The following is a 20,517-nucleotide window of genomic DNA, read 5'->3' as shown; positions in this document are numbered from 1 at the left end:
CTTTTAGGGTTAGTACTCGCATAATCTCCGTCGAAAAAAATCGCACTCGCGAATAATAACATTCAAGGAACGGAATTTATGGCAAGCGAACAAGAAAAGCAGCTGCGGTGGTATAACATCGCGCTGATGTCGTTTATTACGGTTTGGGGTTTCGGCAACGTCGTCAACAACTACGCCAACCAGGGGCTGGTGGTTGTTTTCTCATGGCTATTTATCTTTGCACTTTATTTCACACCCTATGCGCTTATCGTCGGTCAGCTTGGTTCGACCTTTAAAGACGGTAAGGGCGGTGTCAGTACCTGGATTAAAAATACGATGGGGCCGGGGCTGGCCTATCTGGCTGCCTGGACCTACTGGGTCGTCCATATTCCTTACCTGGCACAGAAGCCTCAGGCCATCCTGATTGCGCTCGGCTGGGCGATAAAGGGAAATGGCTCGCTTATCACCGAATATGGCGTGGTGGCGCTCCAGGGCTTCACGCTGGTGCTTTTCGTCTTCTTCATGTGGGTTGCATCCCGAGGGATGAAATCGCTGAAGCTGGTAGGGTCGATTGCCGGGATCGCCATGTTCGTGATGTCGCTGCTGTACGTGGTGATGGCGGTGACGGCGCCGGCTATTACTGAGGTGAAAATTGCCACCACCAACATCACCTGGCAAACCTTTATCCCGCACTTTGACTTTACCTATATCACCACCATCTCGATGCTGGTATTTGCCGTGGGCGGCGCGGAAAAAATCTCGCCTTACGTCAATAACACCCGTAATCCGGGCAAAGAGTTCCCGCGTGGGATGATCTTCCTGGCGGTGATGGTTGCGGTGTGTGCCATCCTCGGGTCGTTGGCGATGGGGATGATGTTCGACTCAAATAATATTCCTAACGACCTGATGGCGAACGGCCAGTACTACGCGTTCCAGAAGCTGGGCGATTATTACCATATGGGCAACACCCTGATGGTGATTTACGCTATCGCGAACACCCTGGGGCAGATTGCCGCGCTGGTGTTCTCGATTGATGCGCCGTTAAAGGTACTGCTCAGCGATGCCGACAGTCGCTATATCCCACAGAAGCTCTGTAAAACCAATGCGTCAGGTACGCCGGTCAACGGCTATCTGTTAACGCTGGTGCTGGTGGCGCTGCTGATTATGCTGCCGACGCTTGGCATCGGTGATATGAACGATCTCTACAAATGGCTGTTGAACCTGAACTCGGTGGTGATGCCGCTGCGCTATCTGTGGGTGTTCGTGGCATTTATCGCAGTGATTCGTCTGGGGCAGAAATACCAGTCGGAGTATGTCTTTATCCGTAACCGGAAGCTTGCGCTGACCGTTGGTGTATGGTGCTTCCTGTTTACCGCGTTTGCCTGTCTGACCGGTATCTTCCCGAAAATGGCCGCCTTTACGCCGGAGTGGGCCTTCCAGCTGTCGCTTAACGTCGCCACGCCGTTTGTGCTGGTGGGATTAGGACTGATCTTCCCGCTGCTGGCGCGCAAGAAGTCGTAAAAGAAAACCCGGCATTAAGCCGGGTTTGTTGTCTGTAGCCCGGCCGAGCGTAAGCGACGCCGGGAGGGCAGGGGATGATTAATACATCACCTTGTGACCATACTGCTCGAGAATGCCCTTCACGCGTTCCATGGTCTCTTTCTTCGGCGGGTGCACGCCATCCAGCTTGTACTCTTCACCCATCGCGACCCACTTGTGTTTACCCAGCTCGTGATAAGGCAGCAGTTCGATTTTCTCAACGTTGCCCATATCGCGGGTAAACTCGCCGAGACGATGCGCAGAATCGTCATCATCTGACCAGCCTGGTACCACGACGTAGCGGATCCAGACGTTAATGTTTTTCTTCGACAGGTACTGGGCAAACTCCAGCGTACGATGGTTGGAGACGCCGACCAGGTTCTGGTGAATGTCGTCGTTCATCTGTTTGAGATCGAGCATGACGAGGTCGGTAACTTCCAGTAGTTCATCAATCACCGGATCGTAACGACGGACAAAACCGTTGGTGTCGAGACAGGTATGAATACCTTCTTTGTGACAAGCGCGGAACCAGTCGCGCACAAACTCGGCCTGCAGAATGGCTTCACCGCCGGACGCGGTCACGCCGCCGCCGGAAGCATTCATAAAGTGGCGATAGGTCACCACCTCTTTCATCAGCTCTTCAACGGTGATCTCTTTACCGCCGTGGGTGTCCCAGGTATCGCGGTTGTGGCAATACAGGCAGCGCATCAGGCAGCCCTGGAAGAAGGTAATAAAACGGATGCCTGGGCCATCAACGGTGCCACAGGACTCAAAGGAGTGAATACGACCAATTACAGACATTGCGGTGTTATCTCCAGTTCTTCCCGGCTTTACAGCCAGGTTTGCGAGCACGGTTATAAAGCCGCGTCGAGTTTATTTTGCTTGTTAACTTCAGTATAGAAGTCAGCAAGCAAAATCCACTCAGCGAGTGTTGATTATAAGAAAGGCCCCACCGAGGTGGAGCCTTCATTTTACGCGTTTTTAATCGCGATTTCAGTCAAATCTATTAGATAGATTGAGTGAAAGTACGGGTAATAACGTCCTGCTGCTGTTCTTTAGTCAGGGAGTTAAAACGTACTGCGTAGCCAGATACACGGATGGTCAGCTGAGGATATTTCTCAGGGTTTTCCATCGCGTCGAGCAGCATTTCGCGGTTCATAACGTTAACGTTCAGGTGCTGACCGCCTTCGATAGACGCTTCGTGGTGGAAGTAACCGTCCATCAGACCGGCCAGGTTGGTTTTACGAACGTCGTCGTCTTTACCCAGAGCGTTAGGAACGATAGAGAAGGTGTAAGAGATACCATCTTTAGCGTAAGCAAACGGCAGTTTAGCAACGGAAGTCAGAGAGGCAACAGCACCTTTCTGGTCACGACCGTGCATTGGGTTAGCACCTGGGCCGAATGGAGCGCCAGCGCGACGACCGTCTGGGGTGTTACCGGTTTTCTTACCATAAACCACGTTAGAGGTGATGGTCAGAACAGACTGAGTCGGGATAGCGTTACGGTAAGTAGTCAGTTTCTGAATTTTCTTCATGAAACGTTCTACCAGGTCAACCGCCATGTCATCGACGCGAGCGTCGTTGTTACCAAACTGCGGGTATTCGCCTTCGATTTCGAAGTCAACAGCCAGACCGTTTTCATCACGAATCGGTTTAACTTTCGCATATTTGATTGCAGACAGGGAGTCAGCAGCAACGGACAGACCAGCGATACCACACGCCATGGTGCGGATAACGTCACGGTCGTGCAGCGCCATCAGAGAGGCTTCGTAGCTGTACTTGTCGTGCATGTAGTGGATGACGTTCAGCGCGGTGACGTACTGTTTAGCCAGCCAATCCATGAAGTGGTCCATACGATCCATAACTTCGTCGTAGTTCAGAACGTCGCCTTTCATTGGCTCAGTTTTAGGACCAACCTGCATTTTCAGTTTTTCATCAACGCCGCCGTTGATGGCGTACAGCATGGTTTTCGCCAGGTTTGCACGAGCACCGAAGAACTGCATTTGTTTACCAACGATCATTGGGCTTACGCAGCAAGCGATAGCGTAGTCATCGTTGTTAAAGTCAGGACGCATCAGGTCATCGTTCTCGTACTGCAGAGAAGAGGTGTCGATGGACACTTTAGCGGCATATTTTTTGAACGCCAGTGGCAGTTTCTCAGACCACAGAACGGTGATGTTCGGCTCTGGAGAAGGACCCATGGTGTACAGGGTGTTCAGGAAGCGGAAGCTGTTTTTGGTAACCAGAGTACGGCCATCAACGCCCATACCACCGATAGATTCAGTTGCCCAAATCGGGTCACCGGAGAACAGTTCATCATATTCAGGGGTACGCAGGAAGCGAACCATACGCAGTTTCATGACCAGGTGGTCAATCATTTCCTGAGCGTCTTGTTCAGTGATTTTGCCTGCTTTCAGGTCACGTTCGATGTAGATATCCAGGAAGCTGGAAGTACGACCGAAGGACATTGCCGCGCCGTTCTGAGATTTAACCGCAGCCAGGTAACCGAAGTAAGTCCACTGGATAGCTTCCTGAGCGCTGGTAGCTGGACCAGAGATGTCGTAGCCGTATTTAGCAGCCATCTCTTTGATCTGACCCAGTGCACGGTGCTGTTCAGAGATCTCTTCACGCAGACGGATAGTCGCTTCCAGGTTTACGCCGTTTTCCAGGTCAGACTGCAGAGACAGGAACTGTGCGTATTTGTCTTTCATCAGGAAGTCGATACCGTACACCGCGATGCGACGGTAGTCACCGATGATACGACCACGGCCGTAAGCATCTGGCAGACCAGTCAGAACGCCAGATTTACGGCAGTTCAGAATGTCTTTGGTGTAAACATCGAATACGCCCTGGTTGTGGGTTTTGCGGTATTCGGTGAAGATTTTTTTCAGCATCGGGTCCAGCTCGCGATTGTACGCTTTGCAAGAACCTTCAACCATTTTAATACCACCGAACGGGATAATCGCACGTTTCAGTGGAGCTTCAGTCTGCAGACCAACGATTTTTTCCAGCGCTTTGTTGATGTAACCAGCGTCATGGGAAGTGATGGTAGATGCAACAGAGGTGTCAAAGTCAACTGGCGCGTGAGTGCGGTTTTCCAGTTTAACGCCTTCCATTACGTTATCCCACAGCTTGGTGGTCGCGTCAGTTGCGCCAGCCAGGAAGGATTCGTCACCCTCATATGGGGTGTAGTTTTTCTGGATGAAGTCACGTAAGTTTACTTCATTCTGCCAATCACCTTTGGTAAAACCTTCCCAGGCTGCGGCTAACTTTTCATTAAGTTCGGACATGTAACACCTACCTTCTTAAGTGGACTTTTTATTTACTGCCTGGAGCAATCGTCAATTAATGACGGTCACCGCCACGCAGGTAAATGACCCAGTATGTCAACCCGACCAGCAAACCGCCGCCGATGATGTTCCCGATAGTGACAGGAATCAGGTTATCGGTGATGAAGTGCATCACGGTCAGGTGAGAGAAACTTTCCGGAGTTGAACCAATAGCGGTCCAGAATTCCGGGCTAGCAAAATCGCGTATTACGATACCCATAGGGATCATAAACATGTTTGCGATACTGTGCTCAAAGCCGCTGGCAACGAACATGGCAACCGGTAAAACCATAATCATGGCTTTATCCATCAGGCTGCGACCAGAATAGCTCATCCACACTGCCAGGCAGACCATCAGGTTCGCCAGGATGCCGAGAGCGACGGCTTCGATAAATGTATGGTGCATTTTGTGGTCAGCGGTTTGCAGGACGTTAAGCCCCCATCCGCCGTTGGCCGTCATGTACTCGCCGGATAGCCACATCAGCAGTACAAACAGCAGTGCGCCAATCAGGTTACCAACATAGACGTTGAGCCAGTTTTTCGCCAATTGACCCCAGGTAATGCGGCCGCTGGCTTTCGCCACCACGATCAGCACGGTAGAGGTAAAGAGGTCTGCGCCACAAATCACGCAAAGAATTAAGCCCAGGGAGAAGCAAATACCACCAATGAGTTTCGCGATGCCGAATGGCATACCTGCGGTACCCGTGGTTGCGGTAATGTAAAAAACAAAAGCAATCGAGATAAAGACGCCCGCAGTAATCGCCAGATAAAAGGTTTTCAGCGGATGCTTGGTTGCTTTATAGACACCTGCTTCTTCGGCAACTTTGGCCATCGCAGCAGGAAGGAGTAGATCAAAAGGGTTGTCAGCTTTCACACTAACTCTCTCTTTTTATTTAATCGGCGACGAGATACTAACAAAGCATTATAGATGAGAATTTGATATAGATCATATCTCGCCTGGCTTATAGGCCTGAAGATCGAATGGTTTTTCAACGATCGCAGGGTAATTGTTTGAATTATAACATAAAAATAATTTTTAAGATTTGCAAATTCAGTTGAATTTTTTCTTTACCCTTCATTTTATTGGTTAATTAAAATGGAGTAATGATCGGGTAAATTAACAATAATCGTAAGCTACTAAATATAGTATTTACTTATATTTAACTTTATTTTCACACGTTCGCGAGGCGAAGCGCGAAAATAAAAAAAGGGGCCAACAATTGGCCCCGTAATATAGCGTAGACGGTACGTTAAACCTACTTTTTCTGCGGGAAAAGCCTTATTTCGCCCAGAAAGCGGCTTTCGCGCGCTGCAGCTTCTCGTAAGCCTGTAGCAGAGACTGATGCGCCGGGAAGGCTTCCAGAGAACCATCTGCTGGTTGCAGGCCGTAAAAGGCCTCTTCACCGCTCAGCGCCGCGCTGGCGGCTTCAACAGCCTCTGCACCGTACATACGTACGAACGCGTTCAGGTACTGCAGCGGCTCGCGCTCTTCTTCCTGAGACAGCAGCAGCAGCGTCTGCAGGCAGCGGTAGTAGTTGGCGCGCTCAGGGCTGAATACCGACGCGTTGAACTCCATCGTCCACTCGGTCCAAATCAGCGCCTGCTCGAGATCGCCGCCCGCCAGTGCCAGCATCGCTTTCAGCTCGCCAACGCGCAGGGTAGACCAGCCGTTGTTCGGGCCGGTTGCCAGACCCAGCAGTTCACGTACGCGGGTGAAATCGTCCAGACCTTCGTCATCCATCTGCTCGATCAGATTCAGGTACTCTTCTTTTTCCCACTCGCTGCCCGGCAGGGAGAGTATGGTGTCGCGCAGGTGGCTGCCCATATTGTTGTTGGCGAGCCACAGATCTTCTGCCGGATAGATATCGGACATACCCGGTACGATGATGCGGCAGGCGTACACGCTCAGGTGCTCATAGTCGGCGATGTACACTTCTTTATCTTCTTCTTTGAAGATAGCCATCAGGGTCGCGAACTCTTCTTCGGTGGTGCCTGAGAAGTTCCAGTCGGCAAACGGATAGTCGGCGTCCTGTTTGAACATGTCCCAGGAGATCAGACCGCTGGAGTCGATGAAGTGGGTTTCGAGGTTGGTATGTTCAGCGACTTCTTCGTCGTCGAAGGTTGGCGGGGTGAACACGTCGAGATCTTTCAAGCCGCGGCCCTGCAGCAGCTCGGTGACCGTACGTTCCAGCGCTACGCCGAAATCAGGGTGCGCGCCGAAGGAGGCGAAGCAGGTGCCGTTGGCTGGGTTGAACAGTACCACGCAGATAACCGGGTATTTACCGCCCAATGAACCGTCGTAAGCGAAGATTGGGAAACCTTCCGCTTCCAGCGTTTTGATGGACTCAACGACGCCAGGGTAGCGCGCCAGCACCTCGGCCGGGATTTCCGGCAGGCTGATGCTTTCCGCGATGATACGGTTTTTCACGTAGCGTTCGAAGACTTCCGACAGCCCCTGAACGCGCGCTTCGTTGCGGGTGTTGCCCGCAGACATGCCGTTAGAAACGTACAGGTTGGCTACGATGTTCATCGGGATATAGATGGTTTCACCGTCAGACTGACGGGTGAACGGCAGGCCGCATACGCCGCGATCGTCGTTGCCAGACTGCAGGTCAACCAGCATGCTGGCGGTCAGCTGATCGTCAGGATCGTAGAAAGCACGCAGGCGAGCATCGAGCAAACCTTCCGGTACTTCATCGTCGTCGGTCAGCGGGAACCATTTTTCGTTCGGGTAGTGAACGAACGGGTCGTTAGCGATTTTGTCGCCCAGCCAGAAGTCAGCGAAGAAATAGTTGGTGGAGAGGCGTTCAAAATACTCGCCCAGTGCGGAGGCCAGCGCGGCTTTTTTGGTTGCGCCTTTACCGTTGGTAAAGCACAGAGAGCATGCCTTATCACGAATATGCACCGACCAGACGTTAGGAACCGGGTTCAGCCAGGAAGCTTCTTCAATATCGAAGCCCAGGTCGAGCAGCTTTTGCTGGAAGCGAGCGATGGAATCTTCCAGAGCGGCATCTTTGCCGGGAATATAGGTTTGCGTCATAGCAATCTCTTTTGTCGTACGGAAAGCGCGCAATGATACGGGGTTTGCATGACAATCGCTATACGCTTCATCCTTCAAGTTGTCTCTGCGTTGGCTGCGCTCGTTTACCCCAGTCACGTACTTATGTACGCTCCTGGGGATTCACTCCCTTGCCGCGTTACTCGGCTTGCAGCCTCGCCCCTTCGGGGCCAGCGCGAGCGCTGTTCAAAACGCTCTAGCGTTTTGTGATGCAACTTGAATGATTTTGCGTAGAAACTTCATCCAGCAAATACAAATAGCGAAATAGACCATTTTGTTTCGTCAAGCCGATAGATTCTGTTGTGTGATTTTCTACGCATTTTTGCCCTGTGCGGGATTATCCGTTGCGGGCTGTGTCACTGAATGATAAAACCAATAGCCACAGGAATAACTTATGCCCACGCGTTTGATGACGCGCGAGGCATGCGGTCAGACAACATTGCAATGTGGTGAGGGTTATGGCTCAGGTTTTTAATTTCAGTTCAGGTCCGGCAATGCTTCCGGCAGATGTCCTTAAACTGGCGCAAAAAGAACTTTGCGACTGGAACGGATTAGGCACGTCGGTAATGGAAGTTAGCCACCGCGGTAAAGAGTTTATCCACGTGGCAGAGGAAGCAGAAAAAGATTTCCGCGACCTGCTTAACATCCCTTCCAACTACAAAGTGCTGTTCTGCCACGGCGGCGGTCGCGGTCAGTTCGCGGGCGTACCGCTGAATATTCTCGGCGACAAAACCACGGCGGACTACGTTGACGCAGGCTACTGGGCGGCAAGTGCAGTTAAAGAAGCGAAAAAATATTGCACCCCGAACGTCATCGACGCCAAAGTGACCGTTGAAGGCAAGCGCGCGGTGAAACCGATGCGCGACTGGCAGCTCTCTGACAATGCGGCTTATCTGCACTACTGCCCGAACGAAACCATCGATGGTATTGCCATCGAAGAGACGCCAGACTTTGGTAAAGACGTGATTGTCGCCGCCGACTTCTCCTCAACCATTCTTTCGCGCCCAATCGACGTGAGCCGCTACGGCGTTATCTACGCTGGTGCGCAGAAAAACATCGGCCCGGCAGGCTTAACGCTGGTTATCGTGCGTGAAGACCTGCTGGGTAAAGCACACGTTGCCTGCCCATCTATTCTCGACTACACCGTGCTGAACGATAATGACTCCATGTTCAACACGCCGCCGACCTTCGCCTGGTATCTGGCTGGTCTGGTCTTCAAATGGCTGAAGGAGCAGGGCGGTGTTGCCGCAATGGACCGCATTAATCAGCAGAAGGCCGATCTTCTGTATAACACCATTGATGGCAGCGATTTCTATCGTAACGACGTGGCAAGCGCCAACCGTTCACGTATGAACGTGCCGTTCCAGCTGGCGGACAGCGCGCTGGACAAACTGTTCCTCGAAGAGTCCTTTGCGGCGGGTCTGCATGCGCTGAAAGGCCACCGCGTGGTAGGCGGGATGCGTGCTTCTATCTACAACGCCATGCCGCTGGCAGGCGTACAGACGCTGACGGAATTCATGCAGGATTTCGAGCGTCGTCACGGTTAATCTGGCTTTTTTTATTCATCCCCACGGTCTGCCCGTGGGGTTTTTACTTCTGTTTTTGAGAGTTGAGTTTCATGGAATCCCTGACGTTACAACCTATCGCGCGCGTCGATGGCACGATTAACCTGCCTGGTTCTAAAAGCGTGTCTAACCGCGCTTTGCTGCTGGCGGCTTTAGCGCGCGGCACGACCGTTCTGACTAACCTGCTGGACAGCGATGATGTCCGCCACATGCTGAACGCGTTGAAGGCGCTGGGAATTCAATACACCCTGTCTGATGACCGCACCCGCTGTGAAGTGACCGGTAATGCAGGCCCGTTACAGGCCTCGAGCGAGCTGGAACTGTTCCTGGGCAACGCCGGTACCGCAATGCGTCCGCTGGCGGCAGCGCTGTGCCTTGGCACCAATAACATCGTCCTGACCGGCGAACCGCGCATGAAAGAGCGCCCGATTGGTCACCTGGTCGACGCTCTGCGTCAGGGCGGCGCGCAGATTGAATATCTGGAGCAAGAAAACTATCCACCGCTGCGCCTGAAGGGCGGTTTTAACGGCGGGAGCGTCGAGGTCGATGGCAGCGTCTCCAGCCAGTTCCTGACCGCGCTGCTGATGACGGCACCGCTGGCGCCACAGGATACGACCATCACCATTAAAGGTGACCTGGTATCCAAACCGTATATCGACATCACACTGCACTTGATGAAAACGTTTGGTGTTGAAGTGGAAAACCAGAACTACCAGCGCTTTATCGTGCGTGGTGGCCAGCAGTACGTCTCTCCGGGCCAGTATCTGGTTGAGGGCGATGCTTCGTCCGCTTCCTATTTCCTTGCCGCTGGCGCCATTAAAGGCGGCACCGTCAAGGTGACGGGGATTGGCCGCTATAGCGTGCAGGGTGATATTCGCTTTGCTGACGTGCTGGAAAAAATGGGCGCAACCATTACCTGGGGCGACGACTTTATTGCCTGTACCCGCGGCGAGTTGAACGCTATCGATATGGACATGAACCATATTCCTGATGCGGCGATGACTATCGCGACGGCAGCGCTGTTTGCGAAAGGCACAACCACGCTGCGCAATATCTACAACTGGCGCGTAAAAGAGACTGACCGCCTGTTCGCGATGGCGACCGAACTGCGTAAAGTGGGCGCGGAAGTGGAAGAGGGCGAAGACTACATTCGCGTTACGCCACCGGCAGCGCTGAATTTTGCCGAGATTGGCACCTACAACGATCACCGTATGGCGATGTGCTTCTCGCTGGTGGCGCTGTCGGATACGCCGGTCACCATTCTTGACCCGAAATGCACGGCGAAAACTTTCCCGGACTATTTCGAACAGCTGGCGCGTATCAGTACGTTAGCGTGATAGTTAGTTTTGTCTGTATAAACGCCGGTGAAATGCCGGCGTTTTCGTTCATCTCTGAGGACGAAAAGTAAATCCGTGTCAGTTTTAAACCTCCCTCGACGCCAGCCCTCTATACTTATCTATTCTCCTGTACTTCATGGGGCTAATTCTGGAATTCGCAGACAAAGGTAACCGTCCGGCCCAGAGATGCGTATAATGCGCGGCGTTTACGTTGTATATGCCTTTCATTAAGGAGAAAGAGATGACGGCAATTGCCCCGGTAATTACCATTGACGGCCCAAGCGGCGCGGGTAAAGGCACGCTGTGCAAAGCAATGGCAGAAGCATTGCAATGGCATTTGCTGGACTCAGGTGCAATCTATCGCGTGCTCGCTTTAGCCGCGCTGCACCACCATGTGGATGTGGCATCAGAAGACGCGTTAGTGCCGCTGGCCGTGCATCTGGACGTACGCTTCGTCTCTACGGACGGCACGCTGGAAGTTATTCTGGAAGGCGAAGACGTCAGCGGTGAAATTCGCACTCAGGAAGTGGCCAATGCGGCATCCCAGGTGGCGGCATTCCCACGCGTGCGCGAAGCACTTTTGCGCCGTCAGCGCGGCTTCCGCGAAGCTCCTGGGCTGATTGCCGATGGTCGTGATATGGGCACCGTGGTGTTCCCGGATGCGCCGGTGAAAATTTTCCTTGATGCCTCATCGGAAGAACGTGCGCACCGCCGCATGCTACAGTTGCAGGAAAAGGGCTTTAGTGTTAACTTTGAGCGCCTTTTGGCAGAGATAAAGGAGCGTGACGACCGCGATCGTAATCGTGCTGTTGCGCCACTGGTTCCTGCCGCCGATGCTTTAGTGTTGGATTCCACCACCTTAAGCATTGAGCAAGTAATTGAAAAAGCGTTAGACTATGCGCGCCAGAAACTGGCACTCGCGTAAAACGCGACCGAATTTGCAGTACCCCCGTTGCAATGGATTGACAGCGGGTATGTGAAACAACCCCATCCGACATGGTGTCAGGTGGACGTTAATATTAACCTGAAGATTAAACATGACTGAATCTTTTGCTCAACTGTTTGAAGAATCCTTAAAAGAAATCGAAACCCGCCCGGGTTCCATCGTTCGTGGTGTTGTTGTTGCTATCGACAAAGATATCGTACTGGTTGACGCCGGTCTGAAATCTGAGTCTGCCATTCCGGCAGAGCAGTTCAAAAACGCCCAGGGCGAGCTGGAAATCCAGGTTGGTGACGAAGTTGACGTTGCTCTGGATGCAGTAGAAGACGGCTTCGGTGAAACCCTGCTGTCCCGTGAGAAAGCTAAACGTCACGAAGCTTGGATCACGCTGGAAAAAGCTTACGAAGAAGCTGAAACTGTAGTTGGTGTTATCAACGGCAAAGTTAAAGGTGGCTTCACTGTTGAGCTGAACGGTATTCGTGCGTTCCTGCCAGGTTCCCTGGTAGACGTTCGTCCAGTGCGTGATACTCTGCACCTGGAAGGCAAAGAGCTTGAGTTCAAAGTAATCAAGCTGGACCAGAAGCGTAACAACGTTGTTGTTTCTCGTCGTGCCGTTATCGAATCCGAAAACAGCGCAGAGCGCGATCAGCTGCTGGAAAACCTGCAGGAAGGCATGGAAGTTAAAGGTATCGTTAAGAACCTCACTGACTACGGTGCATTCGTTGATCTGGGCGGCGTTGACGGCCTGCTGCACATCACCGATATGGCTTGGAAACGCGTTAAGCACCCAAGCGAAATCGTAAACGTTGGCGACGAAATCACTGTTAAAGTGCTGAAGTTCGACCGCGAGCGTACTCGTGTTTCTCTGGGCCTGAAACAGCTGGGCGAAGATCCATGGGTAGCTATCGCTAAGCGTTATCCAGAAGGTACCAAACTGACTGGTCGCGTGACCAACCTGACCGACTACGGCTGCTTCGTTGAAATCGAAGAAGGCGTTGAAGGCCTGGTTCACGTTTCCGAAATGGATTGGACCAACAAAAACATCCACCCATCCAAAGTTGTTAACGTTGGTGATGTAGTGGAAGTTATGGTTCTGGATATCGACGAAGAACGTCGTCGTATCTCCCTGGGTCTGAAGCAGTGCAAAAACAACCCATGGCAGCAGTTCGCGGAAACCCACAACAAGGGCGACCGTGTTGAAGGTAAAATCAAGTCTATCACTGACTTCGGTATCTTCATCGGCCTGGACGGCGGCATCGACGGCCTGGTTCACCTGTCTGACATCTCCTGGAACGTTGCAGGCGAAGAAGCAGTTCGTGAATACAAAAAAGGCGACGAAATCGCTGCAGTTGTTCTGCAGGTTGACGCAGAACGTGAACGTATCTCCCTGGGCGTTAAACAGCTCGCAGAAGATCCGTTCAACAACTGGGTTGCTCTGAACAAGAAAGGCGCTATCGTTAACGGTAAAGTCACTGCAGTTGACGCTAAAGGCGCAACCGTAGAACTGGCCGACGGCGTTGAAGGTTACCTGCGTGCTTCTGAAGCATCCCGTGACCGCGTTGAAGATGCAACTCTGGTTCTGAGCGTTGGCGACGACGTTGAAGCTAAATTCACCGGTGTTGATCGTAAAAACCGCGCAATTAGCCTGTCCGTACGTGCTAAAGACGAAGCTGACGAGAAAGATGCAATCGCTACTGTTAACAACAAACAGGAAGAAGGCAATTTCTCCAACGCAATGGCTGAAGCATTCAAAGCAGCTAAAGGCGAGTAATCTTACGCATTCGGGTTTAACAACCTGAAATGTGATGAGTTTACTTGACAGATTGCAGGTTTCGGCCTGTAATCTAGCACAAAGGGCGGCTACGGCCGCCCTTGTTTAATAAGCTGTTAGCTAATTTTCCTTGAAAGGAAACCGGAGGAATCATGACCAAGTCAGAATTGATTGAAAGACTTGCCAGCCAGCAATCCCATATCCCTGCTAAGGCAGTGGAAGATGCGGTGAAAGAGATGCTGGAGCATATGGCTTCTACCCTGGCACAGGGTGAGCGCATTGAAATCCGCGGTTTCGGCAGCTTCTCTCTGCACTACAGAGCACCACGTACCGGGCGTAACCCGAAGACTGGCGACAAAGTGGAACTGGAAGGCAAGTACGTGCCGCACTTTAAGCCGGGTAAAGAACTGCGCGATCGCGCCAATATTTACGATTGAGTTTCTTCCGCCGTCTGGCGATAAACTTGGTTGAGAGAAAAGCACCTACGGGTGCTTTTTTCATGTCTGCGGTTCGGCCCTGGGCTGCTATCTGGAACCCCTCCCGCATTTTCATTGTTATTTCTGCACGTCCCGAATCTTCTTCGGAATCCGCTTCGCAATGGGAATAATTGCGGCAAGACAGGACTATCTGCACGCGCGACACTCCCGGAAACAAGGAGGTGTTGATGCGTTTACCTGGGCTTGCTTGCTGCACGTTAGCTGGCATTTTGCCGCTGACCGTACTGCCAGATTTACCCTCTCTTAATGTCGTCTATTTCGCTATCGCGGCGTTGATAGCATTAGGCCTGTGTGTACCGTCAGGAAAATCTGCAAGCATCACCGGCCTAATATTTTGTTGGGGGGTGCTGTCGGCATGGCAGGTGCAATGGCCCGCTGAGGTTATCCCAGGAAAAAACCGTCAGGTTGAGATTGTCCTGACGCAGAGCGATGGGCAAACCACGCATCAGGGAAAGATAACGCACCTGGACGGGAAGCGCCTGTTTCCCAGCCCTCTGATTACACTGTATGGCAACTATTTGCCGCAACAGCCCTGCGTGGGGCAGCGCTGGCGCATGACGATTCGCGCCCGGGCGGTGCATGGGCAGCTTAACGACGGTGGATTTGACGCCCAGCGCTACGCCTTATCGCAACACCGCCCGTTAACCGGCCGTATGGTGACGGCGCAGATACTGGATAACCGCTGTAGCCTGCGCGCTCGGTACCTTGCGTCGCTGCAAACGACGCTGGATGGTTTTCGTTGGCGGGAGGTGATGCTAGCGCTGGGTATGGGCGAGCGGCTGTCGGTATCGCCGGAGATCAAAACGCTCATGCAGGAGACCGGAACATCACACCTTATGGCGATTTCCGGGCTGCATATCGCGCTGGGCGCATCGCTTGGCTGGCTGCTCATCCGCGGTATCCAGTTTTTCCTGCCCGGCTGGCTTATCAACTGGCGATTGCCGTTAATCATCTCGCTGGCGAGCGGGTTTGCCTATGCGTGGCTGACAGGAATGCAGCCTCCAGCGCTACGAACCGTTGTGGCGGCGCTGATCTGGTGCGCCTTACGCCTGAGTGGTCGACGCTGGATGGGGTGGGAGGTATGGCTTTGCTGTCTGGCGGCAATTGTGTTTATCGACCCGCTAGCGGTGCTTTCCGAGAGCCTATGGCTGTCGGCATTTGCCGTCGCCACGCTCATCTTCTGGTACCAGTGGGCTCCGCTGCCAACGGAAGGCTATCCGCGCATACTGCGTCCGCTGGTGGGTCTTATCCATCTGCAACTGGGGCTTATGTTGCTGTTAGCTCCGCTGCAGATCCTGTTATTTCATGGCGTCAGCATGACGTCGCTTTTTGCAAACCTGATTGCGGTTCCAGTGGTGACGTTTATGGCGGTCCCGCTGATTCTGTTTGCCATGCTGATGCACCTATGCGGGCCAATAACGGTGGAAATGGCAGCATGGCACGCTGGCAATGGAGTCATGTCGGCGGTGTTTGGCTACCTGCGCTTGCTGCCTGCGGGGTGGTGGAATATCGGAAGCGCATGGTTAGGTGTTTCTCTGCTGCCGTGGATGGCATTAGCATTGTGGCGGCTACACGGCTGGCTTCGGTATCCCGCTTTAGTACTCTCACTGTGCGTGCTGCTCTCTTTTCCCATCTGGCGAAAAACGCCGCCAGATCGCTGGAAGGTCATCATGCTGGACGTAGGACAAGGGCTGGCGATGGTTATTTCTCGGGGGGATAAAGCGTTACTCTATGATACTGGCCTGGCATGGCCGGAGGGCGATAGCGGTGAGCAGTTGATTATTCCCTGGCTACGCTGGCATCAACTCACACCGCAGGGAATCATTCTCAGCCACGATCATCTGGATCACCGAGGCGGATTGTTGTCGCTGCAAAAAGCCTGGCCGCAGGCGTGGATAAAAAGTCCGTTGGGGTGGGCGGGTCATCAACTCTGCGCTCGCGGCGAGCGCTGGCAGTGGCAGGGACTCACCTTTCAGGCGCTCTGGCCGCTGCCGGGGCAGCCCTCAAAAGGTAACAACGGGTCGTGTGTGGTTAGGGTAGATGATGGGAAGAACAGCATTCTGCTGACGGGAGATATTGAATTATCGGCAGAAATGGCCATGATTAGCCGTTTCTGGCAGTCTTTTGCGTCTACAATTATTCAGGTTCCACATCATGGCAGCTCGACCTCCTCGGGTATGGCACTGATTCAACGGGTGGGCGGCGCTGCCGCTCTGGCTTCCGCATCCCGCTATAACGCGTGGCGACTGCCTTCTGCAAAAGTGAGGGCTCGCTATCTCCAGCGTCAGTATGCCTGGTTTGATACCCCGCATCAGGGGCAGATAACCGTGACATTCAGTACGAATGGCTGGCGTATTGAAGGCTTACGAGATCAACTTTTACCTCGTTGGTATCATCAGTGGTTTGGCGAGACTCGCGATAACGGGTAGAATATGCGGCTATTTCAACACAAGCTGGTTTTTTGAATGCAGAACGACAAAGATCTCTCCACGTGGCAGACCTTCCGCCGACTCTGGCCGACTATTGCGCCGTACAAAGCAGGGCTATTCGTGGCGGGCGTTGCGTTAATCCTTAACGCAGCCAGCGATACCTTCATGCTATCGCTTCTTAAACCGTTACTGGATGATGGTTTTGGTAAAACGGATCGCTCGGTGCTGCTGTGGATGCCGCTGGTCGTTGTTGGTTTGATGATCCTGCGCGGTATCACAAGCTACATCTCGAGTTACTGTATCTCCTGGGTTTCCGGCAAGGTCGTGATGACCATGCGTCGCCGGTTATTCGGTCATATGATGGGAATGCCGGTCTCTTTCTTCGATAAACAGTCGACCGGTACCCTGCTGTCGCGTATTACCTATGATTCTGAGCAGGTGGCTTCCTCTTCATCGAACGCGCTGATTACCGTAGTGCGTGAAGGGGCGTCGATTATTGGCCTGTTCATTATGATGTTTTATTACAGCTGGCAGCTGTCGATTATTCTTATCGTTCTGGCACCTATCGTTTCGATCGCTATTCGCGTTGTCTCTAAGCGTTTCCGTAGCATCAGCAAAAACATGCAGAACACGATGGGGCAGGTGACCACCAGCGCTGAACAGATGCTGAAAGGGCATAAAGAAGTGCTGATGTTCGGCGGCCAGCAAGTGGAAACCAACCGCTTTGATAAGGTCAGCAACAAAATGCGTTTGCAGGGCATGAAGCTGGTCTCTGCATCCTCTATCTCTGACCCGATTATTCAGTTGATTGCTTCGTTGGCGCTGGCGTTCGTACTGTACGCGGCGAGCTTCCCGAGCGTGATGGAAACCCTGACGGCCGGTACCATCACCGTGGTCTTCTCTTCCATGATTGCGCTGATGCGCCCGCTGAAGTCGTTAACCAACGTCAACGCGCAGTTCCAGCGTGGGATGGCGGCCTGTCAGACGCTGTTCTCTATCCTTGATAGCGAGCAGGAAAAAGACGAAGGCAAGCTGGACGTTGAACGTGCGAAAGGCAACGTTGAATTCCGCAATGTGACTTTCACCTATCCTGGTCGTGAAACTCCGGCGTTGAAAAATATCAATCTGGCTATTCCGGAAGGAAAAACAGTCGCTCTGGTAGGGCGTTCAGGTTCGGGTAAATCGACCATTGCCAGCCTGTTGACCCGTTTCTACGACATTGATGAAGGTGAAATCCTGCTCGATGGTCACGACCTGCGTGAATACAAGCTGACTTCGTTGCGTAATCAGGTTGCGCTGGTATCGCAGAACGTGCACCTGTTCAATGATACGGTGGCGAACAATATTGCCTATGCTCGAACCGACGAGTTCAGCCGTGAGCAGATTGAAGAAGCCGCTCGTATGGCCTATGCGATGGACTTTATCAATAAGATGGATAACGGTCTGGATACGATTATTGGCGAAAACGGCGTGCTGCTTTCCGGCGGCCAGCGCCAGCGTATCGCCATTGCGCGCGCGCTGTTGCGCAATAGCCCTATCCTGATCCTCGATGAAGCAACCTCGGCGCTGGATACCGAATCCGAACGTGCAATTCAGGCGGCCCTCGACGAACTGCAGAAAAACCGCACGTCGCTGGTTATCGCCCACCGCCTGTCGACCATTGAGCAAGCCGACGAGATTATCGTGGTTGAAGATGGTCAGATCGTGGAACGCGGAAGCCATACAGACCTGTTGGCACATCGTGGCGTCTACGCGCAACTGCACAAAATGCAGTTTGGCGAATGATAGCGAAAATCTGGTCGGGCGAATCACCGCTTTGGCGTTTACTGCTGCCGCTCTCCTGGCTATATGGCCTGGTGAGCGGCATCATTCGCCTGTGCTACCAGCTAGGCATTAAGAAATCCTGGCGTGCGCCGTGCCCGGTGGTTGTGGTGGGGAACCTCACGGCGGGCGGCAACGGTAAAACGCCGGTGGTTATCTGGCTGGTGGAGCAACTTCAGCGTCAGGGCATTCGCGTTGGCGTGGTGTCGCGTGGCTACGGCGGTAAAGCGGAGCATTATCCGCTGCTATTAACCGCTGAAACCACCACGGCGCAGGCGGGTGATGAACCCGTGCTGATTTTCCAGCGCACCGGCGCGCCCGTGGCGGTCTCTCCGGTAAGAGTCGATGCGGTGAAAGCGCTGCTGGCGGCTCATGACCTGCAACTGATTGTCACCGATGATGGTCTGCAACACTATCGGCTGGCTCGTGATAAAGAGATTGTGGTTATCGACGGCGTGCGTCGCTTTGGTAATGGCTGGTGGCTGCCCGCAGGGCCGATGCGCGAGCGGGCGTCAAGACTGGAAACGGTAGATGCCCGTATCGTCAACGGTGGCAACGCGCAGTCGGGTGAAATTCCGATGACGCTGCAGCCCGGTGATGCCATTAATCTGCTGACCGGCGAACGCCAGCCCGTGTCGAATCTGCAAAATGCGGTGGCGATGGCCGGTATCGGCCACCCTCCACGCTTTTTTGCCACGCTGAACGCCTGTGGTGTGAATCCGGTCAGTACGGTTGCGTTAGCGGATCACCAGGCGCTAACCGAAGCAGATGTTCAGGCGCTGGTTGAGCCGGGACAAACGCTTATTATGACGGAAAAAGACGCGGTCAAATGCCGCCACTTTGCGCAGGAAAACTGGTGGTATCTGCCGGTCGATGCCGTACTTTCCGGCGACCGCGCGCAGACGCTGCTTCAGGAACTGATTACCCTCGCTCGACGCTAAACGGCGGCGGGCGATCGTCTGGGAGCCCGCATGTCTGAAATTCACCTTAGCCTTCGTGCCGCGCGCCATCTTCACCTTGCGGCGCAGGGGCTGCTAACCCGCCCGCGCCGTCAGCCTAAAGCGGGCGATATTCTTCCTGCCATCCGACAAATGTCCCTGTTGCAGATAGACACCATCAACGTGGTGGCGCGCAGTCCTTATTTGGTGCTGTTCAGCCGCCTTGGTGCTTACCCATCGGCCTGGCTTGATGACGCACTGTCTCGCGGCGAGCTGATGGAGTACTGGGCGCACGAAGCCTGCTTCCTGCCACGTAGCGACTTCCCGCTGGTTCGTCACCGTATGCTGTCACCGCATAATATGGGGTGGAAGTATCATCAAAGCTGGATGGACGAACATGCCGATGACATCGCCGCCCTGAAATCCCATATTGCTGAAAACGGTCCGGTTCGCTCGGCCGATTTTACCCATCCGCGTAAAGGGCAGAGCGGATGGTGGGAATGGAAACCGCACAAGCGCCATCTCGAAGGGCTGTTTACCGCCGGGGAGGTGATGGTTATTGCGCGGCGTAACTTCCAGCGCGTCTACGACCTGACCGAACGGGTTATGCCACACTGGGATGATAAAAAACAGGCGCTGCCGCAACCGCAGGCTGAAGCCGTGATGCTTGAAAACAGCGCCCGTAGCCTGGGTATTTTTCGCCCCGAATGGCTGGCGGACTATTATCGCCTGCGTCGACCAGACTTAGCCGCACTGCTGGCCGGGTGGCAGGAACGGCAGCTGGTGATTCCGGTCAACGTCGACCAGCTTGGCGAGATGTGGGTTCACCATAGTTTGTTGCCTGAGTTGACGCGAGCGCTCGAAGGTAAGCTCAATGCCACGCACAGCGCGGTGCTTTCACCATTTGATCCCGTGGTATGGGATCGCAAACGCGCAGAGCAGTTCTTCAATTTCTCCTACCGTCTTGAGTGCTACACGCCGGCACCGAAACGCCAGTACGGCTATTTTGTGTTGCCGTTGCTGCATCGCGGGGAGATCGTCGGGCGCATGGACAGCAAAATGCATCGTGCTGACGGTGTGCTGGAGATTTTTGCCCTGTACCTGGAAGCGGGCGTACGCGTTAGTCAGCAGCTTGAAAAGGGACTGAGGCTGGCGATTAACGATTTTGCGCGCTGGCAGGGGGCGACGCGGGTGACGCTCGGTACGGTTGCCGAAAAACTCTTTAATGAACAACGACACGGTTGGGAGATTGACGCAGGCCGGTAGCGCTCTATGATATGCTGCACTGGTTTTCGATACGGCCCATCAGGAGGAA

At 53.5% G+C, this 20,517-nt stretch carries 14 protein-coding genes; 10 read left to right on the top strand and 4 right to left on the bottom strand.

What is annotated here, in order from left to right; all coding sequences use genetic code 11:
- Window positions 1–78 precede the first annotated feature (78 nt).
- Complete coding sequence (locus HII27_RS03535) at window positions 79–1,500, top strand: APC family permease (RefSeq protein WP_185666572.1); 1,422 nt, start codon at window positions 79–81, stop codon at window positions 1,498–1,500.
- Window positions 1,501–1,578: 78 nt separating this feature from the next.
- On the opposite strand, the gene pflA is transcribed toward HII27_RS03535, so the two are convergent.
- From pflA to ycaO, 4 genes are all read right to left on the bottom strand, one after another.
- A complete protein-coding gene (gene pflA / locus HII27_RS03530) occupies window positions 1,579–2,319 on the bottom strand; it encodes a pyruvate formate lyase 1-activating protein (protein WP_035892443.1) in 741 nt (246 codons plus the stop codon).
- Between the two features lie 205 nt (window positions 2,320–2,524).
- Entirely contained in the window at window positions 2,525–4,807 is a 2,283-nt protein-coding gene (gene pflB, locus HII27_RS03525; RefSeq protein WP_185666571.1) for a formate C-acetyltransferase, read from the bottom strand.
- A 55-nt stretch (window positions 4,808–4,862) separates the two neighbouring features.
- Window positions 4,863–5,720 carry a formate transporter FocA gene (focA, locus tag HII27_RS03520; protein WP_035892441.1) on the bottom strand — a complete coding sequence of 286 codons (858 nt, stop codon included), beginning with the start codon at window positions 5,718–5,720 and terminating at the stop codon, window positions 4,863–4,865.
- A gap of 405 nt (window positions 5,721–6,125) precedes the next feature.
- A complete protein-coding gene (ycaO, locus tag HII27_RS03515) occupies window positions 6,126–7,886 on the bottom strand; it encodes a 30S ribosomal protein S12 methylthiotransferase accessory factor YcaO (protein ID WP_185666570.1) in 1,761 nt (586 codons plus the stop codon).
- A gap of 476 nt (window positions 7,887–8,362) precedes the next feature.
- Between ycaO and serC the strand changes: the two genes are divergently transcribed.
- From serC to HII27_RS03470, 9 genes are all read left to right on the top strand, one after another.
- Window positions 8,363–9,451, top strand: coding sequence for a 3-phosphoserine/phosphohydroxythreonine transaminase (serC, locus tag HII27_RS03510; RefSeq protein WP_185666569.1), 1,089 nt, complete (start codon window positions 8,363–8,365; stop codon window positions 9,449–9,451).
- 71 nt (window positions 9,452–9,522) lie between these two features.
- Complete coding sequence (gene aroA, locus HII27_RS03505; RefSeq protein ID WP_185666568.1) at window positions 9,523–10,806, top strand: 3-phosphoshikimate 1-carboxyvinyltransferase; 1,284 nt, start codon at window positions 9,523–9,525, stop codon at window positions 10,804–10,806.
- A 241-nt stretch (window positions 10,807–11,047) separates the two neighbouring features.
- Window positions 11,048–11,731 carry a (d)CMP kinase gene (gene cmk / locus HII27_RS03500; RefSeq protein WP_185666567.1) on the top strand — a complete coding sequence of 228 codons (684 nt, stop codon included), beginning with the start codon at window positions 11,048–11,050 and terminating at the stop codon, window positions 11,729–11,731.
- 112 nt (window positions 11,732–11,843) lie between these two features.
- Window positions 11,844–13,517 (top strand): 30S ribosomal protein S1, encoded by a 1,674-nt coding sequence (gene rpsA / locus HII27_RS03495; RefSeq protein WP_185666566.1) that lies wholly within the window; start codon window positions 11,844–11,846, stop codon window positions 13,515–13,517.
- Window positions 13,518–13,669: 152 nt separating this feature from the next.
- Complete coding sequence (gene ihfB, locus HII27_RS03490) at window positions 13,670–13,954, top strand: integration host factor subunit beta (protein WP_015965094.1); 285 nt, start codon at window positions 13,670–13,672, stop codon at window positions 13,952–13,954.
- A gap of 227 nt (window positions 13,955–14,181) precedes the next feature.
- Window positions 14,182–16,443 carry a ComEC family protein gene (locus tag HII27_RS03485; RefSeq protein WP_185666565.1) on the top strand — a complete coding sequence of 754 codons (2,262 nt, stop codon included), beginning with the start codon at window positions 14,182–14,184 and terminating at the stop codon, window positions 16,441–16,443.
- A 36-nt stretch (window positions 16,444–16,479) separates the two neighbouring features.
- On the top strand, window positions 16,480–18,228 hold the full coding sequence (gene msbA, locus HII27_RS03480) for a lipid A ABC transporter ATP-binding protein/permease MsbA (RefSeq protein ID WP_185666564.1): 1,749 nt from the start codon (window positions 16,480–16,482) through the stop codon (window positions 18,226–18,228).
- Entirely contained in the window at window positions 18,225–19,205 is a 981-nt protein-coding gene (lpxK, locus tag HII27_RS03475; RefSeq protein ID WP_185666563.1) for a tetraacyldisaccharide 4'-kinase, read from the top strand. The genes msbA and lpxK overlap by 4 nt, the downstream gene beginning before the upstream one ends.
- Before the next feature lie 30 nt (window positions 19,206–19,235).
- Window positions 19,236–20,468, top strand: a complete 1,233-nt coding sequence (locus tag HII27_RS03470; RefSeq protein WP_185666562.1) for a winged helix-turn-helix domain-containing protein — start codon at window positions 19,236–19,238, stop codon at window positions 20,466–20,468.
- Window positions 20,469–20,517: the final 49 nt, after the last annotated feature.

The sequence above is a fragment of the Kluyvera sichuanensis genome (assembly GCF_014218705.1).
GTDB classification, from domain to species: domain Bacteria; phylum Pseudomonadota; class Gammaproteobacteria; order Enterobacterales; family Enterobacteriaceae; genus Kluyvera; species Kluyvera sichuanensis.
The sequence above is the reverse complement of the archived record's forward strand: the minus strand, read 5'-3'. Positions and strand labels throughout refer to the sequence as shown.

Bases quoted from the DNA above. Each gene is read 5' to 3' on its own strand.
- pflA (WP_035892443.1), bottom strand. From the start codon at position 2,319: ATGTCTGTAATTGGTCGTATTCACTCCTTTGAGTCCTGTGGCACCGTT.
- HII27_RS03485 (WP_185666565.1), top strand. From the start codon at position 14,182: ATGCGTTTACCTGGGCTTGCTTGCTGCACGTTAGCTGGCATTTTGCCG.
- HII27_RS03470 (WP_185666562.1), top strand. From the start codon at position 19,236: ATGTCTGAAATTCACCTTAGCCTTCGTGCCGCGCGCCATCTTCACCTT.
- msbA (WP_185666564.1), top strand. From the start codon at position 16,480: ATGCAGAACGACAAAGATCTCTCCACGTGGCAGACCTTCCGCCGACTC.
- ihfB (WP_015965094.1), top strand. From the start codon at position 13,670: ATGACCAAGTCAGAATTGATTGAAAGACTTGCCAGCCAGCAATCCCAT.
- rpsA (WP_185666566.1), top strand. From the start codon at position 11,844: ATGACTGAATCTTTTGCTCAACTGTTTGAAGAATCCTTAAAAGAAATC.
- serC (WP_185666569.1), top strand. From the start codon at position 8,363: ATGGCTCAGGTTTTTAATTTCAGTTCAGGTCCGGCAATGCTTCCGGCA.
- HII27_RS03535 (WP_185666572.1), top strand. From the start codon at position 79: ATGGCAAGCGAACAAGAAAAGCAGCTGCGGTGGTATAACATCGCGCTG.
- aroA (WP_185666568.1), top strand. From the start codon at position 9,523: ATGGAATCCCTGACGTTACAACCTATCGCGCGCGTCGATGGCACGATT.
- ycaO (WP_185666570.1), bottom strand. From the start codon at position 7,886: ATGACGCAAACCTATATTCCCGGCAAAGATGCCGCTCTGGAAGATTCC.
- lpxK (WP_185666563.1), top strand. From the start codon at position 18,225: ATGATAGCGAAAATCTGGTCGGGCGAATCACCGCTTTGGCGTTTACTG.
- pflB (WP_185666571.1), bottom strand. From the start codon at position 4,807: ATGTCCGAACTTAATGAAAAGTTAGCCGCAGCCTGGGAAGGTTTTACC.
- cmk (WP_185666567.1), top strand. From the start codon at position 11,048: ATGACGGCAATTGCCCCGGTAATTACCATTGACGGCCCAAGCGGCGCG.